15 protein-coding genes are annotated in these 18499 nt (G+C 53.1%); 9 read left to right on the top strand and 6 right to left on the bottom strand.

Going from position 1 to position 18499, the window contains the following annotated elements; genetic code table 11:
- Positions 1-62: 62 nt before the first annotated feature.
- Positions 63-521, top strand: a complete 459-nt coding sequence (locus tag K3T82_RS08155; RefSeq protein ID WP_220192984.1) for a hypothetical protein — start codon at positions 63-65, stop codon at positions 519-521.
- 94 nt (positions 522-615) lie between these two features.
- Here the strand turns inward: K3T82_RS08155 and K3T82_RS08150 are convergent, their stop codons facing one another.
- Positions 616-2571 (bottom strand): alpha-galactosidase D, encoded by a 1956-nt coding sequence (locus K3T82_RS08150; protein WP_220192983.1) that lies wholly within the window; start codon positions 2569-2571, stop codon positions 616-618.
- Between the two features lie 491 nt (positions 2572-3062).
- Here K3T82_RS08150 and K3T82_RS08145 point away from each other — a divergent pair, with 491 nt between their 5' ends.
- Together K3T82_RS08145 and K3T82_RS08140 are read left to right on the top strand one after the other, a co-directional pair.
- On the top strand, positions 3063-3908 hold the full coding sequence (locus tag K3T82_RS08145; RefSeq protein WP_236031053.1) for an ABC transporter ATP-binding protein: 846 nt from the start codon (positions 3063-3065) through the stop codon (positions 3906-3908).
- A gap of 9 nt (positions 3909-3917) precedes the next feature.
- Positions 3918-5615 (top strand): putative ABC transporter permease subunit, encoded by a 1698-nt coding sequence (locus K3T82_RS08140; protein ID WP_220192982.1) that lies wholly within the window; start codon positions 3918-3920, stop codon positions 5613-5615.
- A gap of 84 nt (positions 5616-5699) precedes the next feature.
- On the opposite strand, the gene K3T82_RS08135 is transcribed toward K3T82_RS08140, so the two are convergent.
- The 3 genes from K3T82_RS08135 to K3T82_RS08125 all read right to left on the bottom strand — a co-directional run bounded on the left by K3T82_RS08135 (position 5700) and on the right by K3T82_RS08125 (position 9891).
- The gene (locus tag K3T82_RS08135; protein ID WP_220192981.1) at positions 5700-6854 is read right to left on the bottom strand and encodes a YncE family protein; all 1155 of its coding nucleotides are present in this window, start codon (positions 6852-6854) and stop codon (positions 5700-5702) included.
- 22 nt (positions 6855-6876) lie between these two features.
- Positions 6877-7962, bottom strand: a complete 1086-nt coding sequence (locus K3T82_RS08130) for a WD40/YVTN/BNR-like repeat-containing protein (RefSeq protein WP_220192980.1) — start codon at positions 7960-7962, stop codon at positions 6877-6879.
- A gap of 75 nt (positions 7963-8037) precedes the next feature.
- The gene (locus tag K3T82_RS08125) at positions 8038-9891 is read right to left on the bottom strand and encodes a CopD family protein (RefSeq protein ID WP_220192979.1); all 1854 of its coding nucleotides are present in this window, start codon (positions 9889-9891) and stop codon (positions 8038-8040) included.
- Positions 9892-10103: 212 nt separating this feature from the next.
- Here K3T82_RS08125 and rnc point away from each other — a divergent pair, with 212 nt between their 5' ends.
- From rnc to K3T82_RS08095, 6 genes are all read left to right on the top strand, one after another.
- Positions 10104-10817: a ribonuclease III gene (gene rnc / locus K3T82_RS08120; protein ID WP_220192978.1), complete on the top strand. Its 714-nt coding sequence runs from the start codon at positions 10104-10106 to the stop codon at positions 10815-10817.
- A gap of 15 nt (positions 10818-10832) precedes the next feature.
- Positions 10833-12080: an HsdM family class I SAM-dependent methyltransferase gene (locus K3T82_RS08115; RefSeq protein ID WP_220192977.1), complete on the top strand. Its 1248-nt coding sequence runs from the start codon at positions 10833-10835 to the stop codon at positions 12078-12080.
- On the top strand, positions 12065-12553 hold the full coding sequence (locus tag K3T82_RS08110) for a TaqI-like C-terminal specificity domain-containing protein (RefSeq protein WP_220192976.1): 489 nt from the start codon (positions 12065-12067) through the stop codon (positions 12551-12553). The genes K3T82_RS08115 and K3T82_RS08110 overlap by 16 nt, the downstream gene beginning before the upstream one ends.
- Positions 12546-12968 carry a cobalamin B12-binding domain-containing protein gene (locus K3T82_RS08105; RefSeq protein WP_220192975.1) on the top strand — a complete coding sequence of 141 codons (423 nt, stop codon included), beginning with the start codon at positions 12546-12548 and terminating at the stop codon, positions 12966-12968. Before K3T82_RS08110 ends, K3T82_RS08105 begins: the two co-directional genes overlap by 8 nt.
- Positions 12969-12976: 8 nt before the next feature.
- On the top strand, positions 12977-13936 hold the full coding sequence (meaB, locus tag K3T82_RS08100; RefSeq protein ID WP_220192974.1) for a methylmalonyl Co-A mutase-associated GTPase MeaB: 960 nt from the start codon (positions 12977-12979) through the stop codon (positions 13934-13936).
- A 105-nt stretch (positions 13937-14041) separates the two neighbouring features.
- Positions 14042-15454, top strand: coding sequence for a DEAD/DEAH box helicase (locus K3T82_RS08095; protein WP_236031051.1), 1413 nt, complete (start codon positions 14042-14044; stop codon positions 15452-15454).
- A 103-nt stretch (positions 15455-15557) separates the two neighbouring features.
- On the opposite strand, the gene K3T82_RS08090 is transcribed toward K3T82_RS08095, so the two are convergent.
- Both K3T82_RS08090 and K3T82_RS08085 read right to left on the bottom strand, forming a co-directional pair.
- Positions 15558-16382 carry a hypothetical protein gene (locus K3T82_RS08090; RefSeq protein ID WP_220192973.1) on the bottom strand — a complete coding sequence of 275 codons (825 nt, stop codon included), beginning with the start codon at positions 16380-16382 and terminating at the stop codon, positions 15558-15560.
- A gap of 2 nt (positions 16383-16384) precedes the next feature.
- A complete protein-coding gene (locus tag K3T82_RS08085) occupies positions 16385-18028 on the bottom strand; it encodes a serine/threonine protein kinase (protein WP_220192972.1) in 1644 nt (547 codons plus the stop codon).
- Between the last annotated feature and the right edge of the window lie 471 nt (positions 18029-18499).

Below are 18499 nucleotides of genomic sequence, written 5' to 3'. Positions count from 1 at the left end.
CTCGCTTGTGTTTGGTATACGGCTCAATTATTGAGATTTCTAGATTCAGTTGGAGGTAACGCTTGAACAGTTTGATCACATATGCACCGCTGACCCCCATGACGGGGACGGTTCTGGCTGCGATAAGTCCACGTCAGGCAACCGTCATCACCATTGTCTTATGGATCAGCGCCTTTCTGTGTATTCTGAACGTTGTCCTGGCGTTGATCTACCGTGGCCGTGCCAAACGAGAAGTGCTTTCGTATTATGCCATCTGTGCGCTTGAAGTGGTGATCTTTGTCTTTGCCCTACTCTTAATCCTGGGTGTAATCTCTCAGGTCCCCTTCCACCTGCCTCCAGGGCTGCCTGTCGACCGCATTGATATCGGTGCCGCTCTGGCCTTTGGTGTCGGCCTCTTCCCCGCCGCCTTCTGGCATCGCGTCAATCTCTCGGATCTCCCCAAAAAGCTCTCCGAAGATTCCAAGACCATGAAGCGTGGCAAGGGCAACGTGAGCGATGCGCCGGGCAAATGGATGAATTGAGACAGAAACGCGTAAGGAATCGTAGTTGCACTAAGAGCTTATCCGAAAACCTATGCAAGGTTTTCGGATAAGCTCTAAAAACGAGGCCCTATGTTTATACAGTGATCCGGTCGAAGTCGGGAGCCCAGGCCGACGTGTTAGAGAACTTGATGGTATTGTTACCTGCGTTCAGATTGACGGTAACAATATATGTGCCGACGGAGTCCCAGCCGCCTGTGTTTGAGAAGTTCAAAGTGGTTGCGGTACCTCCATTAATATTCATGGAAGCACTACGTGACGCGTCTCCATTCGTGTAGTAAATGGTTAAGGTATAACTACCGCTGCTACCAACACTGAAATTGTTGAATTGAAGGGTGCCGCTGTTATTGCCGACGTAGCCAACCTTCTGCCCGCCAGAACAGGACGTGCAGCTTGAGATGGCGGCCTGCCCGGTAAGCGTATTCCCCGAAGCTTCCGCCTCAAGGGAACTGGATGACCCTGCCCCTATGGTAATCCGGTCGAAGTCGGGAGCCCAGGCTGACGTGTTAGAAAATTTGATGGTATTGTTACCCGCGTTCAAACTTACGGCCAGGTGATAGGTGCCAACGTTTCCAAAATCACCAGTTCCAGGAAACGCCAGGGTATTGGCGGAACCGCCATTTACACTTATTGAAGCATTGCGTCCGGAATCCCCATCTGTGTAGTAAATGGTTAAGGCATAGCTGCCGGAGCTACCAACATTGATGTTGTTGAACTGAAGGGTACCGCTGTTATTGCCGACAAAGCCAACCTTCTGCCCACCAGAACAGTTCGCACAACTGGCGACTGCGGCCTGCCCGGTAAGCGTGTTGTTTGAAGATTCCGCTTCATAGGATGTGGTGCTGAGAGGGCTACCAACGATTTTAAGCATCACTATGCCATGAGAGGGCACGTTGGCTGTATAACTTCCAGTAAACGAGCCCTTATCCGCATGGGCCCAGAGATCGCGTACTGTGGCGCTCGCGTTTGAGAGCCCGATAGTATTCCAATTCACTGTTATGTTCGCGGCAGAACCACTCCGGTTGAAGAGCGCGACCGCGCGGGCACCATTAGCTTGAAGCGTCTTTGACCATACCTGTAGGCCCGCGCCATTGTCACTTACCTTGGTTCCCTGTTTGCCAGCCGCGTCCTGATCTACGGCGATAACCTCGCTATTCGTCAAGATACTGAGCGTCGTTGATGACATAGCGGAAAGGTCATTGCCCGCGATAAGAGGTGCAGCCATGATGGCCCACATGCTAAAGTGCGAGGTATCTTCCGTCTGGGTCATGCCACCATTGCCAACTTCGAGCATATCTGGATCATTCCAAGCTCCCGGCCCTGCTGCTGAGGCATGTTGCGAAGATGAATCCAGGTTACTCAACATACTGTTCCAGTTATTGCTAATATCACCGGTTGTACGCCAGAGGTTACCAGTAGCTGGTCCCCAGGCCCAGGGCGAATTGACTCCCCAGTTGCAAATGCTAAAGACGATGGGGCGACCAGTTTGTGCCAGGGCGTCTCGCATTTTGATGTACTGGGTCTGTGGATCAAGACCTGAGGTATTACACCAATCTTCTTTTACATAGTCGATGCCCCAGGATGCATATGTGTTCGCGTCTTGTTGTTCATGGTTGTAGCTACCTGGCCTTCCCTGACAGGTAGCGGTCCCCGCATCGGTATAGATACCCAGCTTTAAGCCCTTGCTATGCACATAATCCGCTAACGATTTGATGCCACTGGGGAACTTTGAGGCATCGGCGACGATGTTACCGCTACTATCGCGGCTTATTTGCCAGCAATCATCGATGTTCACATACTGATATCCAGCCGCCTTTAAACCGCTACTCACCATCGCGTCGGCCTGTTGTTTAATTAAGGCCTCGCTAACATTACAGCCAAATTTGTTCCAACTGTTCCAGCCCATAGGGGGCGTCAGTGCGACCCCATTGTTGAGGGCAAAGGCGGGGTGAGAGAACATCGGAAGAAGGAAGAGCGTGGCAACGAGGAAGAGAGATAAACAGAAACCTTTCAGAAGACGCCTCTTGTGCATAACTACCTCCTTGTGTCTAGCACATTCAATGAGACGACAATTCAATGTGTAGGGGCGATTTGATGGTAGGCGTATCGACAAATGAAAAGAAGTCATTTCCTCCTTTGTTTAAGAGATACTTTAAATTGTCAAGAAAAGAAGCAGATAGTAAAAAGTATACGGAACAATATGAGCAATAGTCAATGGAAAAAGTGATAGAATAGTGGATAATATGTATCGCTGGACGATTGTGGAGATTCATGCTATGGAAGTTGAAAGAAGCTTCTCATTAAAGAGCGCAGTCCCCATCAAGGCTTCTAGTAGTATTGAGATGATTACCCAGCCACTGGACTAATATCTATTTCCCATCTAAGCCATTTTGATGCGCGTTCCAGCGATACGTCTATATTGTTATAATACTGAAGCCAACCTCACAGGGAGGCCATTTTTTGATATACTTGCTTATAACTATCTGTTATATTCTTGTAGGTCAATGAAAAAAGGATTGCCGCATGGAGACATTTCCAGAACAGACCCCGCCATCCATAGACTATGCTCAGCCCCTTCTAGAGCACAATCAACTCGCGACATCATACGCGATTCAGACACAAGATTTAGTGCAGAACTTTGGGCAGAAGGTGGCTGTCAATCATCTTAATCTCTCAGTGCGCCCAGGAGAGTTTTTTGGTTTTCTTGGACCGAACGGTGCCGGTAAATCAACGTCTATCAAGATGATGGTGGGCCTGTTGCGTCCCACTTCTGGCAAGGTTTATGTTGGCGGTGTAGATGTCTGGCAAGATCCACTACGTGCTCGCGCGTTGATGGGTGTGCTGCCGGAACACTTGAACCTCTATGAGCGCCTCACGGGACGCGAGTTCATTACTTTTGCCGGGCACATGTATGGAGTGCCCGCAGCCGACGTGACGCGTCGCACCGAAGAGTTATTGCGCGTGCTCGATCTGGCTGATGATGCCGAGAAGATGATTGTTGACTACTCGGTTGGAATGCGCAAGAAAGTCGCTTTGGCGGCGGCCATTTTGCATCGCCCTCAGGTGATCTTTCTTGATGAGCCATTCGAGGGCATCGACCCCGTTAGCTCACGTGTTATTCGCGATATCCTGCAAGATCTGACCCGGCGCGGTACGACCATTTTCTTCTCCTCACATATTATGGCGGTCGTTGAGCGCCTCTGCACACGTGTTGGCATTATCAATCAGGGTGTGCTCGTCGCCGAGGGAACTCTGCAAGAACTTCGCGAGCGTGCCAGTGGCGAGGATAAGGATGCCACACTAGAAGATGTTTTCTTGAATGTTATTGGTGTGCGTAACGAAAACCACAATTTGAGTTGGCTTGAGTAGGAGGCTTCTGTGCTTATCCATCGCGATAAAATCCGCTGGTTGTTCTGGCTGCGCTGGAAGACCTTTCTGCGTGGCTTTACCCGGGGTGGGGCTGGTAAGGTCGGTAGGATTATTGGGCGTATCTTCCTGGTCCTGCTGCTCTTGTGGGTAGGCTTCTGGGTGGCTTTCCTCTTCTTTGCGGCTGGTCGCTTCCTGCCCGCGCCCGCGAATTTTGAGGCTACCATCCTGCTCCTGACCGGGGTGAATGTTGTCTGGCTCCTACTCCCATTGATTGAGTTCAATACCAATGAGGGACTGGATATTACTAAACTTTCCCTCTTTCCGCTCACACGCTGGGAATTGATGGCGAGCCTGGTTCTCTCAACACTGTTGGATACCATGACTATTGGTCTGCTACTTGCCTTCGCGGGCCTGGTGGCTGGCTGGGCCTTCTCGGTGCCTGTGGCACTCTTCAGCGTGCTGACGATGCTGGTGTTCTATGTACAGGTTGTTGGAGTAGGACAGCTGATTCTCTCTCTCTTAATGAGCTTTTTGCAGAGCCGTCGCTTCCGTGACCTGGGCGTCTTCCTGATTGTCCTGATCTCATTCTCTGGTTATCTCTGCAATTTTGTCTCGCGGAGCCTCTTTACAGCCGACTTCATCAAGAATCTGGGACAGCAGCAATTCTCGCAGTACTTGCAGTGGCTCCCTTCTGGGATGGCGGCGCGCGCTGTTGAGCAGGCATCCCTCGGGAACTGGGGCTTTGCTTTCCTCTGGCTGGTCGCTCTGCTGTTCGTAGGCATGGTCGCGCTTTACCTCTGGCAGATGGTTGTCACGCGGGCGATGGTGCGCCCCGATGTGAGTGGTCCCGCTAAGCGCGTACGGCATCGAGCTGTTCCCAGTGCGGCTTCAACCCCTTCTGCTCCGACTGCTGGCACAGTGAGTCGACCCGCCTTCCTGGCTCGCCTCTTTCCAACGCAGGCGCTTGTGCTGCTTGGCAAGGATTTGAAGTATATGCGTCGCGATCCACAGATCACAGCTGTGTTGCTCCAATCGGTGCTGGCTCCACTCTTCCTGGCTGCGCTTACGATCTTTAATACCTCGCATGGGAGCGGGGGGATCAGCCTTTATTCCACGGCGATTGTGCCGTTGATGGTCTGCCTGTCGCTCTATCGCTTCTCTTATAACATTCTTGGCTTTGAGCGTCAGAGTCTGGGTACGTTGCTGCTCTTCCCTATCAAGCCCTGGTATATCCTCTGGGGCAAGAATCTTGTCTCATTCACGCTTGGCTTTGTCGAGTTGTTGATCTTGGTGCTGGTCTCAACCTTCCTGGCACATAGCTGGGACATGCTGGTACCAGTGCTTGTGGGTGGTGTTGCCGCGATCTTTGTGGTTATCGGTCTTGGGAACCTATCCTCTGTCTTTTTCCCCCAACAGTGGAGGCAGGTACAGCGCGGTTTCCAGACCACGATGGGCTCTTCTTCGGAGGCTGGCTGTATGCGCGGTATCATGTCGCTTGTGGCTCTTGCTGCTCTTGTCCTTGCGATGGTTCCAGTTCTGCTAGCTCTCTGGTTGCCGGTCTTCTTCCATATGCAATGGCTATGGGCTATAACAGCTCCCGCCTCGCTGGTATATGGCATCCTCGTCTATGTCGGCATTACTTCACTGGTAACTCCGCGTCTGCTCAACCGTGGACCTGAGATCCTGGCGGTCGTGACCCGCGTTTAAATCAAAGGGGAAAATCGCCCAATCAGAACGCTCTTCAGTTTCCAAAGAGTGTTCTGATTGGGCGATTTGGTTACTCTGAAGATTTTACCGCTTATGGGGAGCGCGCTGGCGGCGGCTCATGAGGAGGAGTGGAATGCCAATGATAATCAGAGCAATCACCACATAGGCGATGATGCCAGGAAGTGTGCTCCAGAGCGACGGTGTTGTGTTCTGGGGCATGGCTGGTGGATAGAGGCCTGTAATGATGAACTGGGGCTTGCCGCCTACATCCAGGGTTGTGATGATCTGGCGACCCGGTATGTCGAGCATGTCTACCTTACCGTTGGCGAGCGCGATAAAGCCAAGCTGTCCGTCGCTGGTGATGGCGACTGATTGTGGCTTCTCAGCGAGTTTGATGACGCGTCCAGGCTCTTTGGGAAGCTGGAATCCGCTGTGGACTGGGGTCAGGACCAGTAACTGGTTCTTTGATCTGTCGGGAACATACATTTCGCCTGTCGTCTCGTCGTAGTCCATCGGTCCAAAGTCGCCGCCTGTGAGGATCTGAGAAACCTTATGGGTAGCGAGGTCGATAGTCTGGATATTGCCTGCGCGCGTGTTGACATAGACTGTTGTGCCAGGAGGAATAGAGAGATACTGGGGTCCATCAGCGATTTCGATGCTACCAATCTGCTTGCGCTGCTTGAGGTCGTAGATGGTGACATGCTTCTCGCTGGCGACCCAGAGCTGATTGCCAATGTTCGATGCTCCACCAGAGGAGACTCTCGCTAGCGCCAGCCCGTACACCTTTCCCTCGGTTTCGATGGTTGATTCTATCGCGCAGGTCGTGGAATTGATTTCATATACCCCCTTGCCTCCTCTGCCTCCTGTATAGAGCAGCCTGGTATCGGGATCATAGGCTAGCAGCGAGGGCTGCACTGGAACATTGGCGCTACAGATGGTGTGATCGTCACGTGTGTCCATGACCGAGAGCTTGTTGCTAGCAGGTTGAGTGACAAAGAGTGTGCTCCCATCCAGGCTCAGGAGGATGGTATGCGGGTCGCCTCCAAGCTTGATAGTCTTGGTCACTTTTTGCTGGCTCACATCGATAACGCTGATGCCCTGCCCTCCTCCCGCGACATAGGCGAGATTGGGCGCGCCTCCGTCTGCGCGAGCTATGTGTGGGCTCATGATCGCCACAATACAGCCAAGCGTAATGCTTACGAGGGCGACAAGGCCTGTCAGGCGAAGTGCTTGCTTCATCAAAGCGGCTATCTCTCTCTTTCTAGGCTTTAGGGGTCAGGGAGGTCCAATGCTGGCTTGACTGGTCGAAGCGATAGACGGCGACCGGGTATGAGAGCGAGATATAGACTTGCCCCGCCTGGAACGGATTGGCGACGACGTTAAAGTAATTCCCCTGCAAAGCTGGTAACTTCTCCCATTTCTTGCCGCCGTCCTGGCTGCGATAAATAGCTGTTCCAGTCTTGCCATAGAGCGTTTGTGGCTCACTCAGTGAGGTGCTTAACGAGTTGATAGCAGAGTCGGAGTAGACGCGCTGAAAGGTCTTGCCACCATCCTGCGACGCGTAAACACCATCATCGCCACTGGCGTAAATCGGACCATTGGGTCCGCTGGCGGTCAGCTCATATACGCCCCCTGTGCCTTTGATGAGGCTCCAATGTTGCCCATCATCTTCGCTGCGTGCCAGTCCATCGCTGCTGGCAGCCAGGAGGGTATGCTTCTGCCCTGGTATAGTGATGAGGCTGCTCAGGCTTCCGAAGGGGAGTTCGCCGGGTGACTGAAAGTGCTGGCCCTTATCCTGACTGACTTGCAGACCATTCTTCCCAAGAGCATTAAGATAGATATAGACCTCATCGGCACTTGTATTGCCAGCCTGCGCGAGAAAGATATTGCTTTGCTCAAGCTTCGCGGCGGCGATCCCAAACTGCCAGGTCTGCCCTCCATCGCTGCTACTATAGAGTCCAGGTGTGCCCTTTGAGATGGCTTTATCGACGAACTGAGCGAGTACATAGACACGTTTATCGTCCAGCGGACTCTTGACCATTGAATATGTCATCAAACCTTCCATCGCCTGTCCTGGTCCACCCGCGACCATCTTCCAGCTTTGCCCATTGTCCGCTGAGCGGAAGAGTCCATAGTGGGTGGCCAGTAAGAGTACATGCTGGTCGAGGGCGAGCAGAGAGTGAGGATGGTTGGCGGCGCTGCCAAAGACATTGACTTTAGGTTGTGACTGGGTCGTTGTCTCTCCCTGTTTTGTCCCCGCTCCGTCACAACTTACGAGTAGTAGTGTGCTGAGGATAAGCACACTGAGAAAAATCCAGAGTATATGAGGCTGGTGATGCCTTTGCATTGTCATCTCCTGAAGTGCTAACCTCTTATGCGCAAGAGCCACTATCGCGGCTAGTGCATCCAGGTCTCGAAAGGCTTACGATGCCTTGATGCGGAAGCTTGCCGTATGTTGTTTACCATCAGCGGTACGAATGAGTATGTCGATCTGCCAGGTTCCATTCATGGTGAGGTTGCCAGTAGTGCGATAGTTTCCCTGCCCATCAGGCACAAGCGTGAGGCGTGTGACGCCCATCTGCATATCGAGCATATCTGCGACCAGGGAGACCTGGATTTCACCGGGTACCTTGCCCTGTTCATCGAGCACCTTCACAACAAAGTCATTGGGTCCCAGACGTGCGGGCGAGACATTAAGTTGAACGTTGAAGCGAGCATCACTGGTTCGTGCTGTTCCCGTGAAGGGCCCAGTCACTATGGTATGAGTTGTGGTTGTCTCCTGCACTGGCAGCGCGGTTGCCGCATATACGCTCATGAGAGCACTGCACAGAAGCAGGGCGATGCCTAGTACTGCCTCCCATCGTAGAAGCGTCTCTAGCATAGCATATGCGCCAGCATTGCGTGCTTCAAAGTTGGTTCTCTGTTCTTCATCCAGGCTTGTGCCATCTGATAGCCGGATCTTTTGCTTATAGTCTTTTTGGAGCGCTGGTCGGAGTCGAAGATCTTGAAAGGCTCCAACCAGGAGCAGCAGACCAAGGACCGCGCACTTAACGAGCAGCGCTCGCCCGTAGGCTGCGCTCAGAAGTTGTTCCCATGTGTTGAGATGTATGCTGGCGCTAAAAGGTCCGGTAATAGCGAGTAGAAGCAGTCCCGTTAAGGCCAGGGGGGAGAAGCGACCTAGAGTTTTGAGTAGTGCCTCTCCGCGCTCACCACTGGTGAGCATGTGTAGCGTTGGCAGGTAGACCCAGGCCACATAGAGCATTCCTCCTACCCACATGGCTGTTCCCAGCCAGTGAAGCCATTCGGCTCCTAGCGCTAGCCATTGCGTTTCATCCGCACTTGAGAAGGCGTGCCCACTCAGGGCGAAGAGCAGAAGTAGAATGCCACCTGCCGCTAGCTTGCCCCAGATGGTGAATCCGGAGCGAGACGTCGCCGACCAGGGAAGGAAGAGAGCCACAATAAGCACAAGTTGTTGGATGATCCAGTAGGTTCCAAAGCCGCCTGTAGTGAGGAGCGCGACCGCATTGGGCAGCAGTTGCGCGAAATTTTCTGTGCTCAAGGCGAGGCTATGGCTTATAAGCAGGCCAATGTTGGCGAGAAAGAGCGCGGTTAGCAGGGGAGTCGTGAGTTTTTGCTCAAAGCGCTGTTGTGCCATCTCGCTGACTTTCTCGTTCGCACCTCTCTGGTAAGCCACGAAGGCGTGCCAGAGTAGTCCTCCAACCCAGAAGGTCGCGCCTATACCGATGAGCGTTTGCGTCAGAAAATAGAGCACACTGGCGAGGTCAAGCTGTCCAGCAGCGATAGGGGATGTGCCGTAGGGATTATGTATCGCTCCTGAGCCATTTGTTTGTGGCGTGGTGCCATCAGGCGATGTGATCCGAAAGGTCGAAGATCCGGTAAGGGTCTGTCCATCATGCTGTCCCACCGCGCGCCAGTAGGTCGTATAAACACCTGGCGATAGTGGGCTCTGAAGTGTGATGAGCAGTTCGCGCGTGTTTGAACTGGCAACGCTGGATTCCAGATCTACGCGTTTACCTCCACCTGTAAGAACTGTTCCCACGCTCAAGGCCGGGTTCAAGTCTTCGCTAAACCATAGATGTACCGCCGTTGGAGCCGTGAGCAGTAGGGCGTTTGCGGTCGGCTCAGAGCGTTGCGGAATCGTATATGCTCTGCTTTTCAATGGTATAAGCAGGGTCAGGGTGAGGGCTAAGAAGAAGGCTAGCGCTAAAAATAGGTATATCGAACGTGACCCATGCAGGGCGCGTTGTGCTTGCATAATGCTGTGACCTCTGGTTGAGAATGCCCGGGGTGGGATGCCCTATCAGTGTAGCATACCAGGAATGGCTCTGGCACCTTTACAGGTGGCATCTTCTCTCAGGAGTGTTTGCTTTTTGTTGGCGTATGATCGCGTGTCGTATAATGAAAAACTATGAGAGGTTATATTTTGTCTCGACGCACCGTGTTATGCTGAGATATAATAGTTGTACCATGGGAGACACTGAAAGTATCGATAATCTGTTGGCATTAGAAGCGCTACTTCAGGTAACGTTTCATGATCGTGCGTTGCTGCTGCGGGCCGTCACGCACCATTCATGCTGCACTGAAACGGCTGTGCGCGATTCATATGATACACTCGAATTTCTGGGTGATGCCATCATCAGCGCTCATGTTGTTGAGCATATCTATCGCTCGTTTCCAAACGCGACCGAAGGAGATATGACGGTCTTGAAATCTGAGGTGGTAAGTCGCCGTGTCTTCGCAGCTATTGGACAACATCTGGGCCTTTTCCCATTTATCCGTGTAGATGTTGCAAACCTGCGCACCTTTAATGAGCGTTCGCGCGATTCGCTTTGCGCTGATGTGTTGGAGGCCATTGTCGGTGCCATTCATATTGACCAGGGACCCGATGCGGCCCGTGACTTTGTCGCGCGTGTGATCTTGCCTGTTGTTGCGCAAGTGAGCCTACAAACCGATACAAATCCTAAAGGCCGCTTGCAGAAGATTGTTCTCCAGCGCACCGGTACTCTGCCACGCTATCGCGTTCTGGAGCAGGGGGGGCGCAACAATGATCGTGTTTTCCTTGTGGGGGTCTACGAGAAGGATTTCCTTCTGGGAACGGGTCGAGCGTCTAGTATTAAAGAGGCTGGACGCATTGCCGCGCGTGATGCACTGGAGACCTTACGGCAAAAGCATAGTGAGTAGTCTGGAAGGGGAGAGATGGCAGCGTACGACCTTGCTAACTGGTACGAGTCTGGTCTTGCTCCCGCCGAGCGTAAGACGCGAGGGCATTTCTCAACACCTCCGCCGCTGGTAGAGCGTATTCTGGATGCCTGTAGTTTCTCTCCTGAGCGCAATCTGACACAATTGCGTGTGCTCGATCCCGCCTGTGGTAGTGGTAACTTCCTGACGGCTGTCCTACACCGGATGTTGCTCTCCTCGAAAGGTAGTGATCTCAGCCAGCGCCAGATCTTAGCCCGTGTGAGCCAGAATCTCTGGGGATTCGACCCCGATCCTATTTCCTGCTTTATGGCGGAGATGCACGCGCGTGAACTCCTTGCCGTGCATGGCCTTAGCTCATCCCCTCGCTCGCCCGCCCCTCGACTTCACATTCACCAGGCCGATGCGCTGACCTTCCCCTGGTCCCAGGCCATGGATGAAAAACGGCATGCGGGTGTAGATCTCTTCTTGGCGAATCCTCCCTATCTAGCCGCGAAGAATGCGGATCTGAGCGCTTATCGTACCATTTACCAGCGCCAGGGGCAGAGCGATAGTTATCTCCTTTTTCTTGATCTCGCCATTCGTGCTGTGCGCCCAGGCGGATGGCTTGGATTGGTCCTTCCTGATCCTCTTCTGGCGCGAGCCAACGCGACTCCTGAACGTCAACTGCTCTTGCGAGAGACAACTATTTATCAGCTCTGGCACCTTTCAAGCGTCTTCTCTGCTTTTGTCGGGGCCGTGGTGATTGTGGCCCAAAAACGGCTTCCCAAACGTTTGCATCAGGTCGCCTGGACGCGGGGGCCGTGGCCTGGTACCAGCAACCCCGAGGAATTACTAAGTTTAAATCCGTCTATCAAGAATAGCGGTGTGTTCGTGTTCTCTTCCCCCAGAGCGGTTATATCACACAGGGAATGCTGGCCCGCCAGCCAAAGGCCGAGCTACGTTACCTGCTTGATAGCGCGCGAGGATCTCTGGTGGAGCGTTTACATAGTGAGGGGCAACGCGCGCAGAGGAGGCGTAGACCGACTCTTGCTCCACTCTCGCATTGGGTCATGCTCAGGCGTGGAGAGGAGCTGCGCAAGGAAAGCCACTTACTTGTGGATACACCTCCTGACGAGGGCGTATGGTATCCGGTGCTTCGCGGGGGCGTTGATGTTTCTGCGTATCGCTCACCAAGATCAGTGCGTTGGATTGAGCATAGTGCCTTGCGGAAACCGTTGGAGCGTTATCGCGTGCCCAAGCTGCTGATTATCAAGAGTACCGGACAGCTTCAGGCGACGCTCGATATGGAAGGACACATTGTCTTACAAACGCTCTATATGCTGCTTCCAGTCGCGAAAGAGTACCAGAATCTCCAGGAACAGGAAGATGATCTGTTCTTTTTGTTGGCCCTCCTCAATTCTCGCTTGTTGCGTTCCTATGTCTATCTGCTACATACCGCGTATAAGTGGGTGCAGCCTCAAATTGAGCAGCATGTGCTGGCACGCCTGCCTATTCCTACGCTCAAAGGCGAGGAGCGCCAGTATATCATCCAACGGGCCAGGGCTTTGCAAGCCGCTTGCAGCTCGATACCCTCCGTAGTAGAATTGAAAGAGAAGGAGATGTACGAGGAATTAGAGCAGGCGATTTGCGCTCTCTATGAAACCACTCTCCAGGGAAGACGAGCGAGCTATTCGCTTCTGCATGAAAGAAACGTTGACAAAGGAGTCACCTATGGCTGATACACGTCAGATTCGCGTCCTGGTTGCTAAGCCCGGTCTGGACGGGCATGACCGAGGCGCTAAGGTTATTGCTCGCGCACTACGTGACGCGGGCATGGAAGTAATCTATACCGGCATTCGCCAAACCCCGGAGATGATTGTTGAGGCCGCGATACAAGAAGATGTAGACGCGATCTTGATGAGCATTCTCTCCGGAGCCCATATGGCCCTTTTCCCTCGGGTCATGGAGTTGCTCAAACAGAACGAGGTCGATGATGTGCTGGTCGCAGCTGGTGGTATCTTGCCAGATGAAGACCTGCCCGCGATCAAGGCCCTGGGCATTCAGGGCTGTTTTGGGCCTGGAACCTCAACCGAGGAGATCATCAAATTCGTACGTGAGAATGTCCGCTCAGAGCGCCTGGCTACTGAAGTGTAGGTGCTTACGTGCAAAATATCATTGAGCGTTTACTATCTGGCGATCGGCGTGCTCTGGCGCGCATGATAACTCTGATCGAAAACGAGTCGTCAGCAGCTACGAAGTATCTGGCGGAACTGCACCAGCATACCGGGAAGGCACATATCATCGGTGTCACTGGTTCGCCAGGCGCGGGTAAGAGCACGCTGGTCGCGCGCCTGGTGCGCGAGTATCGCAAGCGCGAGCATAAGGTGGGTGTGGTTGCCGTTGACCCTACCAGCCCCTTCACAGGCGGTGCGATCCTGGGAGATCGTATTCGCATGATGGAGTTGGCGGGTGATCCCAACATCTTCATTCGCAGCATGGCAAGTCGAGGCAATCTAGGCGGACTCTCCGCTTCAACACGCGATGCTGTGCGCGCTATGGATGCCGCTGGGTTCGATCCTATTATCATTGAGACTGTAGGCACAGGTCAGGCGGAAGTCGAGGTTATGCGCACGGCGCAGACGGTCTTTGTCGTGGTCGCGCCTGGGATGGGCGACGATATCCAGGCTATTAAGGCTGGCATTCTGGAGATTGCCGATATCTTCGTCGTCAGTAAGATGGATAAGCCGGGTGCGGACCAGACTGTCGCCGAGCTTTCCATGATGCTCAGCCTTGATCCCAACCGGCGCAAGAGTGTCTGGCGCATCCCTATTGTCAAAACCTCCGCGCTCAAAGAGCAGGGCTTTGCCGAACTGGTCGAAGCCGCTTTCCAGCACCACGCTTATCTGCTGGAAAGCGGGATGATGCAGAGTCGTACTCAGCGCCAGGTCCGTAGCGAGCTTCAGGCGCTACTCCTTCAGGCTGTTTCTAAATCTCTGCGTGAGGCGGTGAGCGACGAGGAGTGGCACGAGCTGACCGACAATATTACCAAACGCGAGCTTGACCCGTATACCGTCGCTCGCGATCTGGAAGCGCGTATCGGTCTGCGCGCGCCCCAAGAGTAGGCTGTGCGCGAAAGCGATCTGGCGCGCTAGCTGTCATATCCAGCCAGCGCGCCAGATCGCTTTTATGATAATCTTTGAATCACATTCGCAAATGAGCATAGATATATGTCTGAGACTGTATTGGAATTGCGGGGTCGCGACCTTGTGGTGACTCCCGCCGAAGCATATACGCGCCTGACCCCCGAGGCACAGCTAGAGGCTCTTTTCGGTGGGCAACTCTCGCCCTTTGTGTTTGAGACGCTGACCCAGGATAAGCGGCGCGCCTTCTGGCGTATTAAGCCATTCTACTATAGTGCCATCAAAGCTGCCCTCGAAGCGCGTCAGATCGCTTTTCGTGTCGCCTTTGAGGAGCGTCCCGCCCTGCCATTCGCGACAGCGCTGGCGATGGAACCGCGCCCTTACCAGATTGAGGCGTTGGATGCATGGGTGAACGCGCGCCACGCCGGGGTCGTTGTCTTGCCAACTGGCGCGGGTAAGACCTTTACAGCGGCGATGGCCCTGCATCAGTTGGGCCTCTGGACATTGGTTGTGGTACCAACCATTGATCTGCTTCAACAGTGGCGTGTAGCGCTGTCTGCCGCTCTTTCGCTCGATGTGGCAGAGATTGGCCTCTTCGGTGGCGGCGAGAAGGAGTTGAAGCCCATTACCGTCATGACTTACGATTCGGCGGCGCTCTATCCTCGCGAATTGGGCCGTTTTGGGTTCCTGGTCTTCGACGAGTGTCACCATTTGCCCGCGCCCACCTACCGCTTGATTGCGGAGTCGGGCTTTACCCCCTTGCGTCTGGGACTGAGCGCTACCCCTGAGCGTAGCGATATGGCGCATACGGACCTGGAAGAACTTATCGGGCCAGAGATCTATCGCCGCTCGCCTTCAGAACTCACCGAGAGCCGCTATCTGGCTCAATATAAAGAGATTGTGGTTCCCATTGAACTCTCCGAGGTGGATACCGCGCGTTACACTGAGCAACGCCAGATCTATCGCAACTTTTTGCAGCGTCGGCGTATCATCATTCGCTCGCCAGAGGATTTTCAGCAGAAGGTAATCTATATGAGCGCGCGCGATCCAGAAGCGCGAGAGGCGATGCTAGCCTGGCGCGAGTCGCGCAATATCGCCATGAACGCTCCCGCCAAATATGCCGAGATCGAGCATATCTTGCAAAAGCATGCCAGCGATCAGGTTATTCTCTTCTCTGAATATAATTATGTGGTTGATGAGATCAGTCGGCGCTTCTGCCTGCCCAGCATCACCTACAAGACTCCTGCCGAAGAGAGGCGCACTATCCTTGAGCGTTTTCGTTCGGGCCAGTACACCAAGCTCGCGACTGGACGTGTGTTGAATGAAGGAGTAGACGTACCAGATTGTCGTGTGGCAATCATTGTCAGTGGCAATAGCACAAAGCGCGAGTATATTCAGCGCCTGGGGCGCGTGCTACGCCCTAAGCAAGAACAAGCCCTGTTGTATGAACTGGTCACTTCCAACACAACCGAAGAAGCAGTGGCGAAGCGCCGCCGCTAAAACAACATTGTAGATACAGAGCTTGAGCCTGTGCGTGCCTCATGATAATACCCCCACTATGCTCAGCATAGTGGGGGTATTATCATGAGGCACGATGGTATATTTAAAGCTTCTTCAAGTCGAGCGTTGCCATGTACTGGCATTCGGTGTATGCCTGCAAGGCACCTGCGGAACCAAGCGTGGGCTGTGGTCCCTGATTGGGAGGAATGGTCTTACCAGTATAAGAGTCGGCTGCCGCCTGCTTGAGTTGGAGAGCTATACCGACGTTAACGGAATCTTCCAGGTTGGCAGCCTTCAATAGAAGAACGGCGTTTGTGCGTATTTTTTGCAGCCAATCACGCAAATCCTGAATCGCGTATTCCGTATTCTGTACATGTTGTAGGAGTGCCGTATCTCCATTCGCTGCCTGTTTGACTAGCGCGACCTGCTCCGCCAGTATATCAATATACCCCTTCTGATTTGGGGATGAGAGAAGCCCTCGATTTACCTTGAGCATACTGGGGTATTTCTTTGGCAGGTCTCCGGATGAGCGTGCATAGGTGGAGCCATCCAGCATTTCGATAATGCGTGTTGCCTGCCTTGCTGAAAGATTTGGATCACCTTTCTGTGAATCAACGACACTGCCCGCTTTATCATTCATGGACTTGATAGTCTCAAAGATTGTCACAATAACGTTTGGCTCATTCTCCAGCCCAGGAGTGGAAACAAGGATATTCTTGATGGTTGGCGATGTCGCATCATTGAGTGCACCATGGTAAACCCGCTCTTGACTGGGTGTTTGAGACTGGCTACCAGTATTCTCAAGCGTTATTAGAAAACCCGTGACCGTGGTGAGCAAGTTAGAGTGCGCTTTGTCACCAGGGTAGGTATAGGAGAGTGAATTCCCGTTCAGTTGCAATGGCCCCAGCGCTTGCGTCTTATCTCCCATCTCTAACCAGCCATAATAGCTTTTTCCCTGAGAGGGCGTAGCGACATTTCCAATCTGGATGCGCAGAGTATCGTTGTGCCGAGTGCGTCATCCTGGAAGAAGGCATGCCCGGTATAGTCTATAACTGGTCCATGGGTTTGTAGCCAGAGATTGCTTGCTAGCGCACCTCCCAGAATGAGTAGCATAAGAGCAGCCGCGATGACAAAAATATAGGCTGGCTTGTCGGTAAAACGGCGACGCGCCAAATTAGCAGGATGAGATTCAGGTGGCTTGTTGACTATAGGTGGCGCGGTTACTAGCGGTGCTGCTATTGGCGGCGCTACTGGCGGCATAGGGTGCGGCTCAAAGGGTGCCATATCTGTTCGTCCCATTTGCACCATGTGAGCCGTTGGCTGAGCCGAAGCCGCCCATACATCGTCGATGAACGGTGTTGCCTGTTGCTGAGGAACTGAGAGTAGTCCTGATGTTCTGTCCTGGACTTTTGGCGGTTCCGGTTGTCTCTCTTGCGGCTGAGTGGGCCTGGCTACAGGCGCGATAGCTTCAGGGGTTGTGGGTAATTGCTGTCTTCCAGGTGGCACCGGTTTGGCTATTGGTGGCGCGGCTTCCGGAGTTGCGGGTATCTGATTCCTAGCTGGCTGCTGCTGTGATAAATGGCTAGGAAGGAATGGAGCTGGTTGAGATCGTGGTGCTGGCTGCGGAACACCAAGAATCGTGACAGTTCCCGGACCGCCAGGATATCCTGTCTCTAGAAGTGGCGTGGGAGGAACCGCACGCAATTTCATGCTTGGGCGTAATGAGCATGCCTCCGCGACAGCATTTGCCAGTTGAGAGGCACTGGCAAATCTGCTAATTGGATCTTTCGCCATCGCGCGTAAAATAACCTCTGAGAGCGCGGGGGGAATATTAGGGTTAATCAGATTCGGCGGTGTGGGAAGCGAGTTGACATGCTGCATCATTACTGCAATGGAGCTCTCGCCGCGAAAAGGCCGAACGCCAGTACAAATCTCATAGAGTATGACGCCGAGGGCATAAATATCACTGCGGTTATTTGGGCTTCCGCCTCCAGCTTGCTCAGGCGAAATATAGAAAGGCATATCAGAGCTGGGTGTAATGCCGAGCAAGGGACAGAGACCTGCGTCAGCTATGAGTGGCTCGCCCGCCTCAAAGTGAGCGCGATCCCGAACGTTCAAGAGCACATTCCCTGGTTTGAGATTTCCATGCACAACCCCACGTCGATGAGCGGAGTCGATAGCCTCACCCAGGCGAGAATACAAATACACAATCTGGCTAATGGGTGGAAATGTGCTGCGCTGGGTTAATGCTTTGAGATAGGCGCTCAACGTTATGCCTTCAATGTAATCCATGACAATGTACGCTATAGTCTCATTGCCAGAAGGGGCACGATAGACATTCACCTCGCGGACCGGCACAATGTTGTTATGGTGTAATTCTTTGAGCACAGCGCCGCCAGCTGTGAAGTCGTGAAGCAAGTGTGGGTTGGCCTGTTGAAGGTCCGTATGGAGGAGTTTAAGGGCAACGTCTCGTTGTAGTCGCAGGTCGCGCCCTTTCCAGACTTCGCCAACATTTCCACGGCCTAACCTGCTGTGTAGTTCATAGTTGTCCAGATGGTGTGGAGCTGTATTCATCGCCGCCTCCAGAAATTGAAACGGGACTTCTCCTTACACGAAAACCTGAGCGCTTTGCGCTAGCCACGATAGTGGCGTTGGTTTTCATATAAGATCTAATGAGTGTGAGTAATGACGCGCAATAATTGTTTATGTCCAGATCAAAACGAATAATCCGCTCTCGCTGAACGCCACCTGATCTTCTTCATCACCAAATCGAGTATAGCAACCAGAACAGTTGAGGTCAAGTGATAAAGCAAAAGACAAGACTAATGTTTACCTCTGTTTCCTAGCCGCCTGTTGTCTCTGGGCTTACCATCGTGTTTCTGGGCACGTCCTTTATCCCTCTGTATGGATTGAATTGGGCGAGCGTTATGCAAATAGCTCTCAAGCTTGCGACGATGCGCAAAAAGGTTTATCCTGTCCTTTGTAGATCATGGAACTCTCCGTCATCATTGATGGCGGCGAAGGCTCCTTTATCACACGCCAGGA

The sequence above is a fragment of the Ktedonospora formicarum genome, assembly GCF_016587355.1.
Classification (GTDB): Bacteria; Chloroflexota; Ktedonobacteria; order Ktedonobacterales; family Ktedonobacteraceae; genus Ktedonobacter; species Ktedonobacter formicarum.
This window is presented reverse-complemented; position numbering and strand designations above follow the sequence as displayed.

Excerpts from the sequence above, each read along its gene's own strand:
- K3T82_RS08150 (WP_220192983.1), bottom strand. The coding sequence starts at position 2,571 with ATGCACAAGAGGCGTCTTCTGAAAGGTTTCTGTTTATCTCTCTTCCTC.
- K3T82_RS08145 (WP_236031053.1), top strand. The coding sequence starts at position 3,063 with ATGGAGACATTTCCAGAACAGACCCCGCCATCCATAGACTATGCTCAG.
- K3T82_RS08135 (WP_220192981.1), bottom strand. The coding sequence starts at position 6,854 with ATGAAGCAAGCACTTCGCCTGACAGGCCTTGTCGCCCTCGTAAGCATT.
- K3T82_RS08130 (WP_220192980.1), bottom strand. The coding sequence starts at position 7,962 with ATGCAAAGGCATCACCAGCCTCATATACTCTGGATTTTTCTCAGTGTG.
- K3T82_RS08125 (WP_220192979.1), bottom strand. The coding sequence starts at position 9,891 with ATGCAAGCACAACGCGCCCTGCATGGGTCACGTTCGATATACCTATTT.
- rnc (WP_220192978.1), top strand. The coding sequence starts at position 10,104 with ATGGGAGACACTGAAAGTATCGATAATCTGTTGGCATTAGAAGCGCTA.
- K3T82_RS08115 (WP_220192977.1), top strand. The coding sequence starts at position 10,833 with ATGGCAGCGTACGACCTTGCTAACTGGTACGAGTCTGGTCTTGCTCCC.
- K3T82_RS08105 (WP_220192975.1), top strand. The coding sequence starts at position 12,546 with ATGGCTGATACACGTCAGATTCGCGTCCTGGTTGCTAAGCCCGGTCTG.
- K3T82_RS08095 (WP_236031051.1), top strand. The coding sequence starts at position 14,042 with ATGTCTGAGACTGTATTGGAATTGCGGGGTCGCGACCTTGTGGTGACT.
- K3T82_RS08090 (WP_220192973.1), bottom strand. The coding sequence starts at position 16,382 with ATGGGAGATAAGACGCAAGCGCTGGGGCCATTGCAACTGAACGGGAAT.
- K3T82_RS08085 (WP_220192972.1), bottom strand. The coding sequence starts at position 18,028 with ATGAATACAGCTCCACACCATCTGGACAACTATGAACTACACAGCAGG.